This window comes from Bacteroides mediterraneensis (assembly GCF_025993685.1).
GTDB lineage: Bacteria > Bacteroidota > Bacteroidia > Bacteroidales > Bacteroidaceae > Phocaeicola > Phocaeicola mediterraneensis_A.
Genome location: NZ_DAJPEN010000001.1, coordinates 2,899,444 through 2,919,351, shown reverse-complemented (window position 1 = coordinate 2,919,351; position 19,908 = coordinate 2,899,444). Strand labels below are relative to the sequence as shown.

The 19,908-nt window shown below is 49.1% G+C and carries 12 protein-coding genes and 1 tRNA gene; 10 read left to right on the top strand and 3 right to left on the bottom strand.

Translation table 11 applies throughout. The features are described from left to right. Window positions 1-6 precede the first annotated feature (6 nt). Window positions 7-2,292, bottom strand: coding sequence for an NADP-dependent malic enzyme (locus OIM59_RS12560; RefSeq protein ID WP_299169761.1), 2,286 nt, complete (start codon window positions 2,290-2,292; stop codon window positions 7-9). A gap of 337 nt (window positions 2,293-2,629) precedes the next feature. Between OIM59_RS12560 and OIM59_RS12555 the strand changes: the two genes are divergently transcribed. The 10 genes from OIM59_RS12555 to OIM59_RS12510 all read left to right on the top strand — a co-directional run bounded on the left by OIM59_RS12555 (window position 2,630) and on the right by OIM59_RS12510 (window position 15,183). Beyond that, on the top strand, window positions 2,630-3,832 hold the full coding sequence (locus OIM59_RS12555) for an efflux RND transporter periplasmic adaptor subunit (protein ID WP_303897037.1): 1,203 nt from the start codon (window positions 2,630-2,632) through the stop codon (window positions 3,830-3,832). 102 nt (window positions 3,833-3,934) lie between these two features. Beyond that, a complete protein-coding gene (locus tag OIM59_RS12550; protein ID WP_299169765.1) occupies window positions 3,935-7,165 on the top strand; it encodes an efflux RND transporter permease subunit in 3,231 nt (1,076 codons plus the stop codon). 8 nt (window positions 7,166-7,173) lie between these two features. Further along, the gene (locus OIM59_RS12545; protein ID WP_299169767.1) at window positions 7,174-8,556 is read left to right on the top strand and encodes a TolC family protein; all 1,383 of its coding nucleotides are present in this window, start codon (window positions 7,174-7,176) and stop codon (window positions 8,554-8,556) included. Window positions 8,557-8,578: 22 nt separating this feature from the next. Beyond that, window positions 8,579-9,346 (top strand): acyl-ACP--UDP-N-acetylglucosamine O-acyltransferase, encoded by a 768-nt coding sequence (lpxA, locus tag OIM59_RS12540; RefSeq protein WP_299169769.1) that lies wholly within the window; start codon window positions 8,579-8,581, stop codon window positions 9,344-9,346. Between the two features lie 13 nt (window positions 9,347-9,359). Beyond that, complete coding sequence (locus tag OIM59_RS12535) at window positions 9,360-10,001, top strand: TetR/AcrR family transcriptional regulator (RefSeq protein WP_299169771.1); 642 nt, start codon at window positions 9,360-9,362, stop codon at window positions 9,999-10,001. A 138-nt stretch (window positions 10,002-10,139) separates the two neighbouring features. Further along, window positions 10,140-11,516, top strand: coding sequence for an SGNH/GDSL hydrolase family protein (locus tag OIM59_RS12530; protein WP_299169773.1), 1,377 nt, complete (start codon window positions 10,140-10,142; stop codon window positions 11,514-11,516). Then, a complete protein-coding gene (locus tag OIM59_RS12525; RefSeq protein WP_299169775.1) occupies window positions 11,503-12,471 on the top strand; it encodes a GDSL-type esterase/lipase family protein in 969 nt (322 codons plus the stop codon). The genes OIM59_RS12530 and OIM59_RS12525 overlap by 14 nt, the downstream gene beginning before the upstream one ends. Continuing rightward, window positions 12,437-13,939, top strand: coding sequence for an MBOAT family protein (locus tag OIM59_RS12520; protein WP_299169777.1), 1,503 nt, complete (start codon window positions 12,437-12,439; stop codon window positions 13,937-13,939). The genes OIM59_RS12525 and OIM59_RS12520 overlap by 35 nt, the downstream gene beginning before the upstream one ends. 163 nt (window positions 13,940-14,102) lie before the next feature. Beyond that, a tRNA-Arg gene (locus OIM59_RS12515) sits at window positions 14,103-14,174 on the top strand. A gap of 259 nt (window positions 14,175-14,433) precedes the next feature. Continuing rightward, on the top strand, window positions 14,434-15,183 hold the full coding sequence (locus OIM59_RS12510; protein ID WP_299169779.1) for a copper homeostasis protein CutC: 750 nt from the start codon (window positions 14,434-14,436) through the stop codon (window positions 15,181-15,183). On the opposite strand, the gene OIM59_RS12505 is transcribed toward OIM59_RS12510, so the two are convergent. Both OIM59_RS12505 and OIM59_RS12500 read right to left on the bottom strand, forming a co-directional pair. Then, window positions 15,167-17,803: a transglutaminase domain-containing protein gene (locus OIM59_RS12505; protein ID WP_299169781.1), complete on the bottom strand. Its 2,637-nt coding sequence runs from the start codon at window positions 17,801-17,803 to the stop codon at window positions 15,167-15,169. The two genes, OIM59_RS12510 and OIM59_RS12505, sit on opposite strands and share 17 nt — an antisense overlap. A gap of 113 nt (window positions 17,804-17,916) precedes the next feature. Next, window positions 17,917-19,902 carry a glucosamine-6-phosphate deaminase gene (locus tag OIM59_RS12500; RefSeq protein WP_299169782.1) on the bottom strand — a complete coding sequence of 662 codons (1,986 nt, stop codon included), beginning with the start codon at window positions 19,900-19,902 and terminating at the stop codon, window positions 17,917-17,919. Between the last annotated feature and the right edge of the window lie 6 nt (window positions 19,903-19,908).

Below are 19,908 nucleotides of genomic sequence, written 5' to 3'. Positions count from 1 at the left end.
AAACGCTTATTGCGCTTTTTTCTTTTTGTCGACGATGGCATCGATGCAGGCAATGGCGGTGATATTGACGATGTCGCGCACGGAGCTCTCGATGTCTGTAAAGTGAATCGGTTTGTTCAATCCCATCTGAATCGGGCCGATGACCTCCGTTTCGCTCATGCTTTGGATAAGCTGGTAGGTGGCGTTGGCAGAGCTCAGGTTCGGGAATACCAGTGTGTTCACTTCCTTTCCTTTCAAGCGGGTGAAAGGATATTTCTCGTCACGGAGTGCATTGTTCAGGGCAAATTTCACTTGCATTTCGCCATCGATAGCCAAGTCGGGGTATTCCTGATGGAGCTGGCTCACAGCTTCGTGTACCTTGGCCGGGCTACCTTCAGTGTCGGAACCGAAATTGGAGTAGGACAGCATGGCCATCACGGGTTCCTGATTGAAGAAACGTACGGCTTTGGCCGACAGCTTGGCAATGTCAATCAGGGTATCGGTATCCGGATGACGATTAATCAGGGTATCGGCAATGAAATAGGTGCCTTTCTTGGAGTTCAGGATGTGCATGGTACCGAAATGTTTGTATCCCGGCTGGATGCCGATGACTTCCTTGGCCACCTTGATGGTGTTGGAATACTTGGTGTACAGTCCGGTAACAAATGCATCGGCTTCACCGGTTTCTACCATCATCATACCGAAGTAGTTGCGTTCGAACATCTTGTCGTTGGCTTCCTGGAAGTTGGCGCCTTCGCGGGCTCGTTTCTCGCAGAGGATGCGGGCATAGCGTTCGCGGCGTTCGGCTTCGCGGTCGTGACGCAGGTTGACAATTTCAATGCCTTCCAGGCTCAGGTCGAGTTCTTTGGCCAGTTTCTCGATACGTTCTTCGTTGCCCAACAGAATCGGGTGACAGATGCCTTCGGCCTTGGCTTCTACGGCAGCCTTCAGCATATTGGGGTGGATGCCTTCGGCAAAGACCACACGCTGTGGGTTATGGCGGGCCGTTTCATACAGCTGGCGGGTTAGTTTGTTCTCTTGTCCCATCAGTTCCTTCAGGTGGTTTTTGTATTCGTCCCAGTCGGTTATCTGTTTGCGGGCTACGCCGGATTCCATGGCAGCTTTGGCTACGGCCATGGAGACTTCGGTAATCAGGCGCGGGTCTACTGGTTTCGGGATGAAATATTCCGGTCCGAAAGTCAGGTTGTTCACATGGTAAGCTTCGTTGACCACGTCGGGCACCGGTTTCTTGGCCAGTCCGGCGATGGCACGTACGGCAGCCAGTTTCATTTCTTCATTGATGGCTGTGGCACGGGTATCGAGGGCACCACGGAAAATGTAGGGGAATCCGATGACGTTGTTGATTTGGTTCGGATAGTCGGAACGGCCCGTAGACATCAATACGTCCGGGCGGGAAGCCATGGCATCTTCGTAAGAGATTTCCGGAGTAGGGTTGGCCAAGGCGAAGACAATCGGATGAGAGGCCATGCTGCGCACCATATCCTGTGTCAGGACGTTTCCTCTGGACAGTCCGAGGAATACATCGGCACCTTTGATGGCTTCTGCCAAGGTGTGGATGTCGGTACGGTCGGTTGCAAAGAATTTTTTCTGTTCGTTCAAATCGGTACGTTGCTTGGAGATGACTCCCTTGCTGTCAATCATGACAATGTTTTCCAGACGGGCACCCAATGAGACGTAGAGTTTCGTGCAGGATACGGCAGAAGCACCGGCTCCGTTGACCACGATTTTCACGTCTTCAATCTTCTTGCCTGCCACTTCCAACGCATTCAACAGACCGGCGCTGGAGATGATGGCTGTACCATGCTGGTCGTCGTGCATCACCGGTATGTCCAGTTCTTCTTTCAAACGCTGTTCTATCTTGAAGCACTCGGGCGCCTTGATGTCTTCCAGGTTGATACCTCCAAAGGTCGGGGCAATGGCCTTCACAGCTTCGATGAACTTGTCGGGGTCTTTTTCGTTTACTTCGATATCGAACACGTCGATACCGGCATAGATTTTAAACAGCAGGCCTTTTCCTTCCATGACGGGTTTTCCGCTCATGGCGCCGATGTCGCCCAATCCCAGTACGGCGGTTCCATTGGAAATAACAGCCACCAGATTACCTTTGTCGGTATAGTCGTAGGCTGTATCCGGATTTTTCTGGATTTCCAGACAGGGTTCTGCTACTCCGGGAGAGTAGGCCAATGATAAATCCCTCTGCGTCTGATAAGGTTTCGTGGGGACTACTTCGATTTTCCCCGGTTTGCCTTGCGAATGGTAAAGCAAAGCGGCTTCTTTGGTTATTTTTGTCATATTTTCTTCCTTTTTAAGTGGTTTCAAAGAATAAAGTGTCGCGCAAATGTAGGAATAAAATAACAAATGGACTGTTTTTTTCTGAAAAAAACTATAAAACGGATTTTGTTGATGTTTTTTGTCGATGTTTATCGTCAATTGGTCGGATTAATTCGGCGATATGTAATTATATCTTCGTTTTATGGTTATTCTTAGTTAAAGCTCGTTTTTCAGGCTGTATTTTTTTGCTATATTTGCACCATTATTAAAAACTAAAAAAGGGCTTAGAGTTTTCATTGAAGAACTTTTATTTTGAGAGAGTGAAGAATAAAATCAATTTTTAGTAATGAATATAAGTATGAGCACAAAAAGAAACAGAAGTCTTTCTTCTAGCCGAGTGGCATTCTATGCATTGACTCTTTCGGTTCTGACTGCCTGTGGGGGTCAGGGGGGTATGAAAATGGGTGATGACGAATTTGCGGTAGAGGCAGTAGCATTTACTTCCAGCAATCAGTCTACTCAGTACCCGGCAACAATCAAGGGTTTACAGGATATCGAAATCCGTCCTCAAGTTTCAGGTTTTATTGTAAAATTGTGTGTGGATGAAGGTGCGACCGTTCACAAAGGACAGGCGTTGTTCCAGATTGACCCGACACAGTACAAGGCTGCATACGACCAGGCGAAGGCAAGTGTGGCTTCAGCCAAGGCAAACCTGGAAACAGTGACTTCTACGGAGGCCAACAAGAAGATGCTGCACGAACAGAAGATTATCAGTGACTTTGAATATCAGACAGCGGTAAATAACCTGCTTTCTGCAAAGGCGAATCTGGCCCAGGCGGAAGCTGCTTATTCGGCTGCCAAACAAAACTTGGGATTCTGTACGGTGACCAGCCCTTCGGACGGTGTAATCGGCACATTCCCGTATCGTGTGGGTGCGCTGGTTAGTCCGTCGGTAGCTGAACCGCTGACCACAGTATCTCAGATTGGCGATATGTATGTGTATTTTTCCATGACTGAAAAGCAGTTGCTGGCCTTGACTCGTGCAGGAGGCACATTGAAGGAACAGCTGGAAAAGATGCCGGCAGTGAAATTGCAGCTGGCAGATGGAACCATGTATTCAGAAGAGGGTAAGATTGACGCTGTAAGTGGAGTTATTGACCAGAGTACTGGTTCTGTAAGCATGCGTGCCATTTTCCCGAACAAGCAGAACGTACTGCGTAGTGGGGGTATGGCAAACGTGGTATTCCCTTACACGATGAGTGATGTCATTCTGATTCCTCAAACAGCCACTCAGGAAATTCAGGACAAGAAGTTTGTGTATGTGTTGCAGTCAGACAATACTATCAAACATACGGAAGTGCAGATTTCCAACTTGAACGATGGAAAGAATTACATCGTGACAGGTGGTTTGAAACCGGGCGACAAGATTGTAATCGAAGGCGTTCAGACATTGAGCGACGGACAGAAAATCACTCCGATTACTCCGGCTGAAAAGGAAGCTAAATATCAGAAGGCTTTGCAGGATCAGAAGGATGGTAACATTCAGACTGCTTTCAATTAATAAATAAAGGTTTGTAAGTTTGAGGCGAATCTCTGGAATGTCATGAGTGCATGACCGGAAAACGGGATTCCTGAAACTGAAATTAAATAGTATTTAAAGAGAATGAAACTAGATAAATTTATTAACCGTCCGGTGCTGTCAACGGTAATCTCTATCTTGATAGTCATTTTGGGTGTGATTGGTCTGGCTACTTTGCCGGTTACACAATATCCGGACATCGCGCCTCCTACCGTATCGGTAAGAGCTACTTATACAGGTGCGAACGCACAGACTGTATTGAACTCAGTGATTGCTCCGCTGGAAGACCAGATTAACGGTGTGGAAAACATGATGTACATTCAGTCCAGTGCATCCAACAATGGTTCTGCTGATATCAGCGTATATTTTAACCAGGGTACCGACCCGGATATGGCGGCGGTCAACGTTCAGAACCGTGTCTCTATGGCACAGGGTCTGTTGCCGGCCGAAGTAACCAAAGTCGGTGTGACAACGCAGAAACGTCAGAACTCTATGTTGTTGATTTTCTCTTTGTATGATGCGGAAGATAAATACAACATTGAGTTTATTGAAAACTACGCTAAGATTAACTTGATTCCGGAAATTCAGCGTGTGAAAGGTGTGGGTGATGCCAACGTGATGGGGCAGGACTATTCTATGCGTATCTGGTTGAAGCCGGATATCATGGCACAATATAATCTGGTGCCGGCAGATATCTCCAATGCTTTGGCCGAACAGAACATTGAAGCGGCTCCGGGACAGTTTGGTGAACGTGGTAACCAGACTTTCCAGTACACTATCCGTTACAAAGGACGTCTGCAGCAGACGGAAGAATTTGAAGACATCGTTATCAAGGCTCTGCCCGACGGTGAAGTGCTTCGCTTGGGAGATGTGGCACGTATTGAGCTGGGTCGTCTGGCCTATACCTTTAATAATACGGTAAACGGTCATAAGGCTGTAACTTGTATCGTGTTCCAGATGGCAGGAACCAACGCTACGGAAACCATCAACAACCTGTTGGATGTAATCAGTAAGGCAGAAGAAAGCTTGCCTGCCGGTTTGAAGATTAATGTGGCACAGAATGCCAACGACTTCTTGTATGCGTCTATTCACGAAGTTATCAAGACTTTGATCGAGGCATTTATCCTGGTGTTCATTGTAGTGTATGTCTTCTTGCAGGATATGCGTTCTACCTTGATTCCGGCCATTGCCATTCCGGTAGCTTTGATTGCGACGTTCTTCGTCTTGAAACTGATTGGCTTTAGTGTAAACTTGCTGACCCTGTCGGCGATGGTGCTGGCCATTGCGATTGTGGTCGATGATGCGATTGTGGTGGTGGAAGGTGTCCATGCGAAACTGGACCAGGGATATAAATCTTCCCGTGAGGCTTCCATTGACGCCATGAGCGAACTGGGTGGTGCATTGGTTTCCATTACATTGGTCATGATGTCCGTGTTTATCCCGGTAAGTTTCATGGGTGGTACAGCCGGTACATTCTACCGTCAGTTCGGTATCACCATGGCGATTTCTATTGCCTTCTCTGCATTGAACGCGTTGACTTTGTCACCGGCCTTGTGTGCCCTCTTCCTGAAACCGCATGATTCCGAACATAAGCCGAAGAAGATGAGCATGATCGATCGTTTCCATGCTTCCTTCAATGCAGCCTATGATTCATTGCTGAAGAGTTATAAGAAACGTGTGGTATTCTTTATCCATAAGAAATGGCTGTCAATGGGACTGGTAGTTGCTTCTATTGTGCTGTTGATTTTCTTTATGAAGATTACCCCGACAGGTATGGTGCCGAACGAAGATACAGGTACTATCATGGGTGCCGTGACATTGCCTCCTGGAACTTCACAGGAACGAGCCATGGAAGTATTGGCCAAGGTAGACAGCCTGGTAGCTGCAGAACCTGCCGTTCAGTCACGTACTATCATCTCCGGTTATAGTTTCATCGGTGGTCAGGGACCTTCTTACGGTTCTGTCATCATCAAGCTGAAAGACTGGGAAGAGCGTTCATTGATGCAGAATTCAGATATTATTTATGCGACTCTGTTCATGCGTGCGCAGAAAGTCATCAAGGATGCACAGGTATTGTTCTTTGCTCCTCCGATGATTCCGGGTTACTCTGTATCAAGTGATATCGAGTTGAACATGCAGGATAAGACCGGTGGTAGCTTGGATCACTTCTTTGAAGTGGTGAACAGTTATACCGCAGCCTTGGAAGCACGTCCGGAAATCAACTCTGCGAAGACCACCTTCAACCCGAGCTTCCCGCAGTATCAGCTGGATATCGATGCGGCAGCTTGTAAGAAGGCGGGTATCAGTCCGAGTGACATCCTTTCTACCATGCAGGGATACTTCGGTGGTCTGTACGCATCTAACTTCAACCGTTTCGGTAAGATGTACCGTGTAATGATTCAGGCTGAACCGGATGCCACCAAGAACATGGAATCGCTGAATGGCGTGAAAGTGCGTGGAAGCAACGGAGAAATGGCGCCTATCACGCAGTTCGTCAGCTTGAAGAAAGTATATGGCCCGGATATCATCAGCCGTTTCAACCTGTACACTTCTATGAAGGTGATGGTGGCTCCGGCTTCCGGATATACGTCAGGTCAGGCTTTGCAGGCCATTGCAGAAGTGGCTAAGGAAAACCTGCCGACCGGATTTGGTTACGAGCTGGGAGGTATGGCGCGTGAGGAGGCTTCTTCAAGCGGCAGTACGACAGGTATCATCTTTGTGCTCTGTTTTGTATTCGTGTACCTGTTGCTGAGTGCCCAGTATGAAAGTTACATCCTTCCGCTGGCCGTATTGCTTTCCGTACCGTTCGGTTTGATGGGTAGCTTTATCTTTGTCAACGGATTCGGTGCATTGGGTAGCATCCCGGCCTTGAAGATGATTGTCGGTTCCATGTCAAACGATATCTACATGCAGATTGCCTTGATTATGTTGATGGGTCTGTTGGCAAAGAACGCCATCTTGATTGTAGAGTTCGCTCTCGACCGTCGTAAGCAGGGTATGAGTATCTCATGGGCTGCCGTACTGGGTGCCGCCGCTCGTCTGCGACCTATCTTGATGACTTCTTTGGCCATGATTGTCGGTTTGCTTCCGTTGATGTTTGCCTTCGGTGTAGGTGCTCACGGTAACCGTACATTGGGTTCTTCCGCTATCGGTGGTATGTTAATCGGTATGATTTTGCAGATTTTCATCGTTCCTGTATTGTTTGTCATCTTCCAGTGGCTGCAAGAAAAGGTTAAACCGATGGAATGGGATAGCCTCGATGAAAGCGAAGTAGAGTCTGAAATTGAACAGTATTCTCCTAATACGCATAAATAAGATTGATAATGAAAAAACAGATAATAGGAATGATGTGTCTGACTGCCATGATGAGCAGCTGCCACATTTATAAAGCTTACGACCGTCCGGAAACGATAGATGCCTCAGGCATCTATCGTGACCCGGCTTCGGCAACCGATACCTTGGCTTCGGACACAGCCAATATGGGAAATCTGCCTTGGAAGGAAGTGTTCCGTGATGCAAAACTGCAAGCCTTGATTGAAGAAGGGTTGGCCAACAACGTGGATATGCAGGCTGCTGCGCTTCGTGTAGAAGAAGCGAAAGTGATGCTGACTGCCGCAAAACTGTCTTACCTTCCCACTATAAACTTTACCCCTCAGGGGACGCTGAGCAGCTTTGACAAGTCGAAACCGACACAGACTTATCAGTTGCCGGTTTCTGCCAGCTGGGAAATCGATTTGTTTGGAAAAATCCTGAATGCGAAACGTGGTCAGAAAGTAGCTTACGAGCAGAGTAAGTATTCTGAACAGGCTGTACGCTCACAGATTATTTGCGGTATTGCCAATACCTATTACTCTTTGCTGATGCTCGACCGTCAGGTGGAAATCACGACTGAAACGGCCGCCATCTACAAGGAAAACGTACGGGTGATGGAAGCCATGAAGATTGCCGGTATGACTACCGAGGCTGCTGTAGCACAGATGCGTGCAGCCAGCCATCAGGTAGAGGCTTCTTTGCTCGACTTGAAACGTCAGGTGCGTGAAACGGAAAACTCACTGGCTGTCTTGCTGGCAAAGGCTCCGCAGCCTATCGACCGCAGTACATTGGATGAACAGGTGATGCCGGAAGAACTGACAGCCGGGGTTCCGATGCAGTTGTTGGAAAATCGTCCGGACGTGAAGATGGCCGAAATGACCTTGGCTTCTGCTTATTATACGACTAATTCGGCACGTGCAGCTTTCTATCCGGGACTGAATATCACGGGTACCGCCGGATGGACGAACAGTGCGGGAATGGCAGTGCTGAATCCGGGAAAACTAATTCTGAATGCGGTGGCTTCACTGGCTCAACCTATCTTCAACAACGGTAAGCTGATTGCCAACTTGAAAGTATCGAAGGCAGAAGAAAAGATTGCGCAGATGAATTACCAGCAGACGATTCTGGAAGCAGGTAAGGAAGTGAGCGACGCGTTGTTCCTGTACGACACGCAGAACAAGAAACTGGTGGAAGACCGTGGACAGGTGGAACAGCTGGATAAGGCAGTAATTTATACCAAGGCTTTGTTCCAGAGCGGGGATGCCACTTATCTGGAAATCCTGACCGCACAGCAGAACTTGTTGAGTGCCCAGCTGAGTGAAGTTTCCGACAATTTCCAGCGTATGCAGGCTGTCATCAACCTGTACAGCGCACTGGGTGGAGGAAGAGAATAAGTAACCTTAAATATGAAGAAACATGATTAGTCCTTTAGCTTATGTGGATCCGTCGGCCAAACTTGGCAAGAATGTGACGGTACATCCATTTGCCTATATCGACAAGAACGTAGAGATAGGCGATGATAATGTGATTATGCCCTATGCCAGCCTGATGAGTGGCACGCGCATGGGAAACGGAAATACAGTTCATCAGGGAGCAGTCGTTGCGGCTGTTCCCCAAGATTTTGCTTATACAGGGGAAGATACACTGGCTATCATCGGAAATCACAATGTGATTCGTGAGAATGCCGTGATTATCCGTGGTACTCATGCTTCGCATGCCACAAAAGTAGGTGATAACAATTTCATCATGACAGGCGCCCGCTTGTCACACGATGTGGAAGTGGGAAACGGCTGTATCATCGGTAATGGTTCTCAGGTGTCCGGTAACTGCATCATTTACGATTGTGCTATCCTGACCTCGAATGTACTGATGCAGGGCAACACGCGTTTGGGTAGTTATTCGCTGGTACAAGGCGGATGCCGTTTCATCAAGGATATCCCTCCTTATATTGTGGCTGCCCACGAACCGATTGCGTTCTACAGTATCAATACGAAGGTGCTGGAATATACCGGTATTTCCGAAACGGTGATCAAGCACATTGCACAGGCTTACCGCATTCTGTATAAGGCCAATACCTCTCAACATGATGCATTGGCCCGTATCCGGGAACAGATTCCCCACGGACCGGAAATTGAGAATATCCTCCAGTTCGTGGAGTCTTCTCAATTAGGTATCATCCATTGATCGAAAAATACCGATGGCAGGAAGACGAAGAGAAAGCAAGCGTGAGGAGCTGAAAATGCGCATTGTGGATACGGCGGCACAGGCTTTTAAGCGTTTAGGCATTAAAGCTGTCCACATGGACGATATTGCAGGTGCGCTGTCCATTTCCAAGCGAACGCTCTATGAACTGTTCGGCGACAAGGAACAGTTGTTGCTGGAGGTCTTCAGCTTTTATCGTCAGCGGGTCAATCAGGATATGCAAGAACTTACTTCCAGGGCGGATAACGTGCTGGAAGTAGTTCTTACATTTTATGAACGCAAAGTCAACGAATTGTGTCAGGTGAATCCTTTGTTCTTCCGCGATTTACGCAAGTATCCCAAGGTGTTGGATTTCATACATGAAGAGCAGCGGCGAAACGATGCGGACGCCGTGAAATATTTTCAAAAAGGAGTGAAGCAAGGCATTTTTCGGGACGACATCAATTTTATGATTATTAATCAGACCATGGCCATGCAGATGGACCTGCTGATTTACTCCGACATTACACTGCATTATCCACTGGCTGAGATTTACAGTGAGATTACCATTCTGCACATGAGGGGCATTACCACGGAAAAAGGGAACCGCATGGTAGATGAATTCTTGAAGAATATCCGGAAAAAACGCCAAGGATAACCTTTCGTATCCTAAATACCTCTATTTTTTAAGAAGCTAGGCTACGCCTCGGCATAGTCAAAATCAGAAAACTGCGTTTTCTATTTGCCTCTGCACTCGGCTTTCACTATCTTTGCACTCGATTTTAGAGGAAAATTCATGAAGAATAGATTATTATATACTTTCCTGTTTACGCTTTTGGTAGTGGCAGGTCTGTTTGCCTTGCATTTTCTGCCGTCTCTCTCTTTCCGTAACAAGCCTTTGAGGAGGGTGGATTTGCTTTCCGATATACGCATCAAAAAAGAGGTGATGGAACCGATGGATTCCGATACCCTTGTCTTGCCACCTCCTGTGAAGCCGGCCTTTGTGGATACCTGCAAGAGCGGTATGGTCTGCATTGAGGAATACGTGGACTCTACAGGGCGTGGCATGAATCTTTTTTATGAGGCACTGGGACAGGTCAATGCGATGGACCGTCCGGTGCGTATCGCTTATTTCGGAGATTCTTTTATTGAGGCTGATATCTTGACTGGCGATTTACGCGAAATGCTGCAGAAGCGTTTTGGCGGATGTGGAGTGGGCTACGTGCCGATAACGAACAAGATTGCCGGTTTCCGTCCTACCGTCCACCAGTCGTTTGGCGGATGGAGCAGCCATGCCATTACGGACTCCGTCTATTTCGACCGTTCCCGTCAGGATATTTCCAATCATTACTTCATCCCTTCTCCGGGGGCGTATGTCACGCTGAAAGGAGAGAAGCGTTTTCTTTCCCGTATCGATACCTGCGACTTGTCTACGTGTTATTTCCTGGCTTCAGACTCTGTGACGCTGAGTGTCTCAGTCAATGGAGGGCAAGGTAGATTGTTTCCTGTAAAAGGGAACGGGGAGTTGCAGGCCGTGTCAGTGGGCGGTCGGATTGGTTCCGTACGCTGGAATGTGGAAAAGCTGGACTCGGCTGCTTTGTTTTATGCGGTGACCATGGACCCGAAGCAAGGAGTAGTGGTGGATAATTTCAGTACCCGTGGCAGTAGCGGGCAGCAGCTGGGGCATATCCCGATGTCTATTCTCCGCCAGTACAACCGGTTGCGGCCTTACGATTTGATAGTGTTGCAATATGGGTTGAATGTGGCTTCGGAAAAAGTGTTGAACTATACGTATTATAAGGATGCCATGCAACCCATTGTGGAACGTCTGAAAGAGGCTTTCCCTGAAACCTCGATTCTGATTGTCAGTGTGGGTGATCGGGAATACAAAGATGAGAACGGTGAACTGTGTACCATGCCGGGAGTGAAACGGCTGATTCGTTATCAGCAGGCGCTGGCCGCAGAGACGCATGTGGCATTCTGGAACATGTTTGAGGCCATGGGAGGGGAAGGCAGCATGGTGAAGATGGTGGAAAGCAAACCGCAGATGGCCAATTACGATTATACGCACATCAATTTCAGGGGAGGTAAGCACATTGCCGGACTTCTGTTTGAGACGTTGATGTACGGAAAGGAACAGTATGAAAAACGGAAAGCTTATGAGATGGAATAAACTGTGTGTCTGGATAGCGTGGTGCGTCCTGTGTCTTTGGACCATGGAGGTGTCGGCACAGGATGTGTTGCCGGTGAAATCACGCCCTGACCGTCATTCCGGTCATGTGTCCGACAGCAAGGCCATGCAGCAGTTGCTGAAATTTGTCCAGGTGAGCCATGCGATGCCTGCCAGTTTCAGGGAAACAACGGAAAACCGGATTGAAGACCCGACGGGAGAACTGCTTCCTTTCTGGCAGAAGCTTTCCGTGCTCGACCGCCCGCTGCGCATTGTGCACATCGGTGACTCGCACGTGCGGGGACATGTGTTTCCGTATGTGGTCCGCCGGCAGCTGGAAGATGATTTCGGACGGGAAGCGGTACTGGATATGCAGGTGAATTACCGTACGTCCGGACTGGCGCACGAAACGGGGGCTGCGGGAATCGTCTACCACATACTGGGGGTGAACGGAGCGACTTACGGTTCTTTCTCTACGCCGGAGAACATACAGCAGATTATCGACTTGAATCCCGACTTGGTGATTCTTTCTTTTGGCACAAATGAGGCTCACGCCCGTCGTTATTCTTCTACCGAACATATAGCGCATATAGATTATCTGTTGGGAGAGCTGAAAAAAGGGTGTCCGCAGGCGGTTTATCTGCTGACCACCCCACCGGGGGCTTACGTGCGCAACGGCAGGAGGGGGGCCCGGGTAATCAATCCCCGAACAAAACTGGTGGTGAAGACGGAACAGGATTATGCGGCTTCCCGGAAACTGGCCTTGTGGGACATGTACCACATTGTGGGCGGCGAACGGCGGGCATGCCTGAACTGGAGCGCCGGAAACTATTACCAACGGGACAAGATTCATTTCACGCAGGACGGATATATCCTGCAAGGATTATTATTACACGAAGCGATTATCAAATCATACAACAATTATGTGGAAACTCAACTGGACGGAACTCGGAATTGACTGGGATAGATTGAAGGATGTGCTGACGTATGATTCCGCGCAGCCGATGATTTTCAGCAGTGGACTGTTTCTTTTTCTTTTCTTAGGATTCAGTCTGGTCTATCTTCTCTTGCAGAAGAAGACCACGGCACGCCTGCTGTTTGTCACTTTGTTCTCGTATTACTTCTATTATAAAAGCAGCGGGTTCTACTTTTTCCTGCTGGGTATTGTCACGGTGTCCGATTTCCTGCTGGCCCGCAGGATGGAGGTCACGGTGCCGGCATGGAAACGGAAAATGCTGGTGATGTGCAGTTTGTGTATCAACCTCGGATTGCTCTGCTATTTCAAGTACACGAATTTCTTCTATGAGATGCTGGCCCCCTTGTGGAACGGACAGTTCCAGCCGCTCGACATCTTCTTGCCGGTAGGTATTTCGTTTTTCACTTTCCAGTCGCTGAGCTACACCATCGATGTGTATCGCCGGGATTTGAAGCCATTGTCGAACCTGCTGGATTATGCGTTTTATGTGTCCTTCTTTCCGCAGCTGGTAGCCGGACCGATTGTGCGTGCCCGCGATTTCATTCCGCAAATCCGGCAGCCGCTTTTCGTTTCGTCGGAGATGTTCGGACAGGGGATTTTCTTTATCGTGAGTGGCCTGTTCAAGAAGGCGGTCATTTCGGACTACATCAGTGTGAACTTCGTAGAACGTATATTTGATAATCCGGGATTGTATTCGGGACTGGAGAACTTGTTTGGAGTGTACGGGTATGCCTTGCAGATTTACTGTGACTTCTCGGGGTATAGTGACATGGCTATCGGTATTGCCTTGCTGTTGGGATTCCGTTTTCCGCTCAACTTCAACTCGCCTTACAAGGCGGACAGTGTGACTGATTTCTGGCATCGTTGGCATATCTCTTTGTCTACCTGGTTGCGCGACTACCTTTATATCTCTCTGGGAGGCAACCGGAAAGGAAAGATTCGTACCTATATCAACCTGATATTGACCATGCTGCTGGGAGGACTCTGGCATGGAGCTTCCTGGAACTTTGTGGTGTGGGGCGGACTGCACGGAGTGGCACTTGCCTTGCATAAGTTCTTCCGCAGTTTGCTGGGGCGTTCCAAGCAGTACCGTAGTCAGGGCATACGGAAATTTTTTGCCGTGGTACTGACCTTCCATTTTGTGTGCTTCTGCTGGATTTTCTTCCGCAATGCCACGTTTGAAGCCTCTGTCACCATGATTCGTCAGATATTCACGGCCTTCCATCCGGAATTGCTGGAACAGCTTCTGACGGGTTACTGGAAAGTTTTTGTGCTGATGGGAGTCGGTTTTCTGCTCCATTTCTGTCCTGATAGCTGGCAGAACGCCTGCAGCCGCGGTATGGTGCGCTTGCCGCTGGTGGCACAGGCCGTGGTGATGATTGCCTTGATTTACCTGGTGATACAGGTGAAAAGCAGCGATATTCAGCCCTTTATCTACTTCCAGTTCTAAGGAGGTGGCTTTCTGAGCGTGAGTGAGATACAACTATTTTGAGGGAGAAAAATTATTTTTTCCTGAAAAAATTAGGAGAAAAGGGGGAATAATTGTATTTTTGTCACGCTTTCGAAATATCCTTTTCGACAAAGGAAGCTGGAAAGTGTGTTTATTGGTATTTGCGCCCGTAGTTCAATGGATAGAATAAAGGATTCCGGTTCCTTCGATTGGGGTTCGACTCCCCACGGGCGTACATGATAGCTTATTAGACTGAGAATGAACGGTTTAATAAGCTTTTTTGTTTATAAACCGATACCTTTCGGAATCCGTGCGGACGAAGAAAGAAAAACGCTTCGACGTTTGGTTGAAAACGCACTTGCGTTTCAGGTAAAACGTACTTGCGTTTCATATAAAACGCACTTACGTTTTGAGTAAAACGTCAAGGCGTTTTCCGGTAAACGCAAAGGTGTTTCCGGAAGGTGAAAAAATCATTCTTTAAAGTGTACTGAAAGATGAAAAACTACATGTTTGAAATTTGCGCGAACTCCGCGGAGAGTTGTGTGGCTGCCCAGCAGGGAGGAGCCCATCGGGTTGAATTGTGTGCCGGCATGCCGGAAGGGGGAACCACTCCCTCCATTGGCGAAATCAAGGTGGCCCGGAAATTGATTGATATCCGTCTGCATGTCATTATCCGTCCGCGCGGAGGAGATTTTCTGTACACTCCTTCGGAACTTGACATCATGGAAGAAGACATTCTGGCCGCCCGTCAGGCTGGAGCCGACGGAGTGGTGTTCGGCTGTCTGACTCCGGAAGGAGATCTCGACAAGCCGGCCATGCAGCGATTGATGAAGGCTGCCAAGGGACTCTCGGTCACTTTTCATCGTGCGTTTGATTATGTGAAGTCTCCTGCTAAGGTGTTGGAGGAACTGATTGATATGGGAGTGAACCGTGTGCTGACTTCCGGCCAGATGCCCACTGCGATAGAAGGGGCTACGTTGCTGGCGGAACTGGTGAAGCAGGCAGGCGACCGTATCATTATCATGCCGGGTTGCGGGGTGAATGAACACAACATCGCGGAACTGGCCAGGGTGACAGGTGCCGGTGAATTCCATTTCTCGGCGCGTGAGCAAAAAGAAAGCCGGATGCTTCTTCGCAATCCAGCTTTGTCGATGGGAGGTACGGATATGGATGAATATTGTCATCCGGTCACGACCCCCGAAAAGGTCCGTCGTACCATCGCGGCGCTTACAGCCCGTGGATGACGTGGAGCAGTTGCTCGCCCATGCCGATGGTGTATCCGTGTGACTCGAAGACCACGCGGTTGAACGTATCGCCCAGGATAATCACCGGCAGGGTGGGCTTGTTGCCCAGTTTCATGTTTTCGGCCATCATCTTGAGGATGCTTCCGTCCTTGTCGATTCCAAATACCACGTTCGATGGCAGGTTGGGGAACTCTTTGCGGTCGAATTTCCGGTAGGCCGCTTCGTCGGTAAAGAGCAGTACAATCGTACGTCCCCATTTTTCAAATTCCGCTTTCTTGATTTCGATGTCTTTCAAGGCATGGTTGGTAGGTTCCTGTCCTACGCCCAGTACACCGACAATGTAATAACCGCGGCCTGTGGTGCTGAGGATAGATACCTGTTCCCCGTTGTCCGGTCGGGTGTACAACGCTTCTGAATTGAAGTTGCCGATGACACGTACTTCCTCCGTATTGTTGCGCATGCAAAGCGGAGTGACCGTGGTCTTGCCTTCTTCTACTGTAAAGAAAGAAACCTGGCTCAATACGCCTCCGTTGGCCATACGGCTGCCGGTCACCAGCATGTAATATCCCGTCGACATCTGGCTTCCGTTTTTCAGCAGAGAGGTCCAGCTGGCATCTTCCGGATGGTTCTGTAGCTGGAAAGTACCGTTGTCGTACTTCGACAAGGTGAAGTGGGTGTAATATTTCGGGTTGTCCAGTCGGGGAATCGGTTCGTAGGTGGCCTTCAGTATGCCTTCCGACAAGTTGCCTCCTTCCGATTTTTCAAAGTCCACCAGCACCGGATTGCCGTTCAGACGGTAGCAGATATTGCCGTTCACTTCATCTTTCCAGGCAGGAATGCCCAGACTGCGGGCGGCTGCTACAAAGAAGATGTCTCTGGACTGGGAGTCTGTCACCCGGCTGCGCCATACTCCTTCCGGTGAGGTGGTTGTAAACAAGGTGCTCAGGTCATTGCGGATGGTCAGGCTGTCCTTACACCATTTCACAAGCGCTTGTGGGTCGGTTTTGAATTGGGCAGCCAGTTCGGCAGGAAATGCCTTCTGCAAGTAACTCCTGTAAGGTGTCAGCATTTCGCTGGCAATACGCGGGGCCAGCACTTCTTTTACGTCCGCAGTAGCGTCCGTGCCATAAAGGTGGTCTTCCAGAATGGAGCAAGGTGTATCGCGCAAGTCCTTCTCGGCCAGTGTGCCCAGCAGCTCCAGTGCCCGTGTGCCCTGTCCTTTTTCCACGGCATGTGAGAGGAACTGCATGATGTCGGCGTAGTTGCCTCTGGATTTTATGATGAAGTCGCTGGTACGTGTTTCGTCCAGTTTCTGTTCTTGGGCAAATGCTTGGGCCTTTTCTTCTGTCGGGAAGCTGGCCACGTAGGCATTGCGGATAGAATCTTCCTGGGCCATACGCAGGGTATTTTCCTTGCGCTGGGCTTCGGTCACCTCCGGCAGGTTAGCCTTTTCGGCAGGCGGTACGATGTGCAGGGTATCTGCAAACACGTCACCCGGACGGTGGGAGAGGGTAAGGGTTACTTCCTTGTCCTTGCCGAAAGATACTTTTTTCAGTCCGAAGCGCTGGTTGGCAGAAGCATATACCAGCATGTCGCCCAGTCCGGCAGAAAGTGAGGCTTTGCCTTGCGCGTCAGTCGTTTTGTTGGCTACGGTGAAGAACTCAGCGTAATTATAAATCTTGAACTCTACATGGGCACCTTCCACAGCCTTTCCCAATGAATCGACCACGGTGACGGTGACCGGTGCACTCTGCGCATAATTGTCGATGATGTTGATTTCGGTGTAGTTGGCCGTGGTTTTCATCACTTCTTCCGGTCCGTCGTATGCACCGAATACTTTGGTATGCATCAGCATGCCGCGGCTGGCCGGAGCGTTGAACCATCCCAGATTCAGCACAGGTTCCGGTTCGCAGGCGCCGAGGAAGTACCATTTTCCGTCCACCCAGGCTTCTACCCAGGCATGGTTGTCGTCGGTGTGTGCCCAGCGCGGTGTGTAGACCTGGCGGGCCGGAATACCTACGGCACGCAGGGCAGCTACCAGGAAGGTGGATTCTTCTCCGCAACGTCCGTAAGCCGTTTTTACGGTAGCCAGCGGAGCGCTGGTACGGCTGTCGGTCGGGGTGTAGACCACTTTTTCATGACACCAGTGGTTTACTTCCAGTACGGCGTCGTACATGGATAACTTTTCTACACGCGGCATCAGTTCCTGGCGGAACACTTCGCGGGCATTGTCCAGGTTTTCATTATTGACTCTGACAGGAAGTACAAAGTGGCGGAATATCATGTCTGGAATTCCAGCTCCCCATGAGGTTTCTTTCCGGTTCTGGAGTGCTAAACGTACATTTTTCAGATAGAATTCTCCGGAATAATCGGAAATGTCGCCCGGAGTCATATAGGCATACAGGAACATCATGGCTTCCCGTTCTTCCTGTGACATCTCTTCATTGAAGATGTCAAAAAGATTTCCCCGGTTGAGTATTTCTTTTTTTTGTCCGAAGTCAGCTTCTACTTTGTTACGGTAGTCGGCCTCTTTCAGAAAATGGTTGGTAGAAGTTGAAGTACACGAGGGGAAAAGGCAACTGAGCCAAAATGCAAATGCGGGTATGAGTAGTTTTTTCATGTATGTAAAAAATTGGTAAATACAGAAATAAAAAAGACACGGAAACGAGAAGTCCTTCCCTGAGGGTGAACTTCTGCGTTTCTGTGTCTTTTGGCTTAAAATAAGATATGCACTTAGATAGGTTTATATTCTACAAAAGCTTCCATGGCTTCATAGCAAGCCAGTCCTAAATGGTCGTAAAGTGAAGCAGTTCCACGGTTACGGTCTTCACTTCTTTGCCAGAACAGGCGTTCGTCGTTGCCCAGGAACGGTGCGCTTTCCATCTGTGACTGATGTTTCAGGATGGAGTTACGTTTTGCACGAAGTTCTTCCGGACTCAGCGGCACGGCCATTTCGATGTTTTCGATTTCCCATTCGGCCCATGCACCACGGTACATCCAGATGCGACAGTCTTTCAACCATTCGGCACCGGCATTCTTTTCTTCGTCGATGGCGGCGAATACGGCGTCCGTACATACGCGGTGGGTACCATGTGGGTCGGCCAGGTCACCGGCTACGTAAATCTGGTGAGGTTTTACTTCACGGAGCAGGTTCAGTACGATTTCCACATCGGCTTCGCTGATAGGATTCTTTTCAATCTTTCCGGTTTCATAGAAGGGAAGATCCAGGAAGTGGCAATGGTCAAGTGGAATGTGGTTGAACGTACAAGCTGTACGTGCTTCTCCGCGGCGGATGAGACCTTTGATGGTCAGGATGTCGCGGGTATCCATATCACCTTCCTTCTTGGTAGAGAGGAATTTCTTTATTTCAGCGTATTTGTCGCAGATAACCTTGTCTTCACTGTTTTCAAACAGCTGGTTGAAGCCGTTGATGAAGTGCATGAAGCGTACCACTTCTTCATCACCTACGGCGATATTGCCGGAAGTCTCATAGGCTACGTGTACGTCATGCCCTTGCTGTACGAGTCGGCGCAAGGTTCCTCCCATGGAAATCACGTCATCATCCGGATGCGGAGAGAATACCACTACCCGTTTCGGGAACGGTTTGGCACGTTCCGGACGATACGTATCGTCTGCGTTCGGTTTTCCGCCCGGCCATCCGGTAATGGTATGCTGCAAGTCGTTGAACACTTTGATATTGGCATTGTAGGCAGAGCCGTAGAGTGCCAGCAGTTCGCTCAAGCCGTTTTCGTTGTAATCTTTGTTGGTCAGTTTCAGAATCGGTTTGTTGAGTGTGGTGCACAACCATACAATCGCGCTTCTCACCAGCTTGTCGTTCCATTCACAGCTCGTTACCAGCCACGGACGTTGGATACGTGTCAGATGGGCAGCGGCTGCCAGGTCGATGCAGACCGACGTGTTGGCATGAATTTGCAGGTAAGAAGCCGGCAATGTATCACTTACCTTGTCCTCTACCGCACTTCGGATGATGTCGGCTTTGTCTTCGCCCCATGCCAGCAAATATACTTTGCGGGCGCTCAGGATGGTATTGATACCCATGGTGATGGAGCATGGAGGCAGATTGTCTACTCCGATGTTGTGTGCGGCTTCCGAACGGGATGTCGCATCAATCAGAATCAGACGGGTAGTCGAACTGGCATGTGAACCCGGTTCATTCATACCGATATTGCCTTCCCGACCTACTCCCATGATGACAATGTCAATGCCTCCGAAAGTCTGGATACGCTGTTCGTACAAGCGGCAGTGTTCTGTAATGCCTTCCTGAGGAATCGTTCCGTCCATGGTGAAGATGTTCTGGCGGTCAATATCTATCTGGGAAAGGAAAAGTTTGTTCAAATGATTGAAGCTGCTGCCGCCTCCTTCGCTCAGCGGATAATATTCATACAGGTTGAAGAATACCACGTTGCGGAAGCTGACGCCTTCATCTTTGTGTTTCCGAATCAGTTCGGCAAAAAGAGGACGCAGGGAAGCTCCCGTGCCTACGGCAATAGTACAGAATTTTCCTTCCCGTTGTCTGTCCTGTATTTTAGCTACGATTTCGTTGGCAATCTGTACCACACCTTCCTCGATGGTCTCGAAAATATTAGTGGGTATTTTTTCCAATCGTGTCAGCACAGAGCGTTCTACCGCATTTTCCGGGCGGTAGTATCTGGGAGATACACGGTTCAGTGAGATTTGAGAGCTTAGGTTTGTTCTCATGATTCA

What these genes read in the sequence shown, in the direction of transcription:
- OIM59_RS12560 (WP_299169761.1), bottom strand. Translation starts at nt 2,292, where the DNA reads ATGACAAAAATAACCAAAGAAGCCGCTTTGCTTTACCATTCGCAAGGC.
- OIM59_RS12555 (WP_303897037.1), top strand. Translation starts at nt 2,630, where the DNA reads ATGAGCACAAAAAGAAACAGAAGTCTTTCTTCTAGCCGAGTGGCATTC.
- OIM59_RS12550 (WP_299169765.1), top strand. Translation starts at nt 3,935, where the DNA reads ATGAAACTAGATAAATTTATTAACCGTCCGGTGCTGTCAACGGTAATC.
- OIM59_RS12545 (WP_299169767.1), top strand. Translation starts at nt 7,174, where the DNA reads ATGAAAAAACAGATAATAGGAATGATGTGTCTGACTGCCATGATGAGC.
- lpxA (WP_299169769.1), top strand. Translation starts at nt 8,579, where the DNA reads ATGATTAGTCCTTTAGCTTATGTGGATCCGTCGGCCAAACTTGGCAAG.
- OIM59_RS12535 (WP_299169771.1), top strand. Translation starts at nt 9,360, where the DNA reads ATGGCAGGAAGACGAAGAGAAAGCAAGCGTGAGGAGCTGAAAATGCGC.
- OIM59_RS12530 (WP_299169773.1), top strand. Translation starts at nt 10,140, where the DNA reads ATGAAGAATAGATTATTATATACTTTCCTGTTTACGCTTTTGGTAGTG.
- OIM59_RS12525 (WP_299169775.1), top strand. Translation starts at nt 11,503, where the DNA reads ATGAGATGGAATAAACTGTGTGTCTGGATAGCGTGGTGCGTCCTGTGT.
- OIM59_RS12520 (WP_299169777.1), top strand. Translation starts at nt 12,437, where the DNA reads ATGTGGAAACTCAACTGGACGGAACTCGGAATTGACTGGGATAGATTG.
- OIM59_RS12510 (WP_299169779.1), top strand. Translation starts at nt 14,434, where the DNA reads ATGAAAAACTACATGTTTGAAATTTGCGCGAACTCCGCGGAGAGTTGT.
- OIM59_RS12505 (WP_299169781.1), bottom strand. Translation starts at nt 17,803, where the DNA reads ATGAAAAAACTACTCATACCCGCATTTGCATTTTGGCTCAGTTGCCTT.
- OIM59_RS12500 (WP_299169782.1), bottom strand. Translation starts at nt 19,902, where the DNA reads ATGAGAACAAACCTAAGCTCTCAAATCTCACTGAACCGTGTATCTCCC.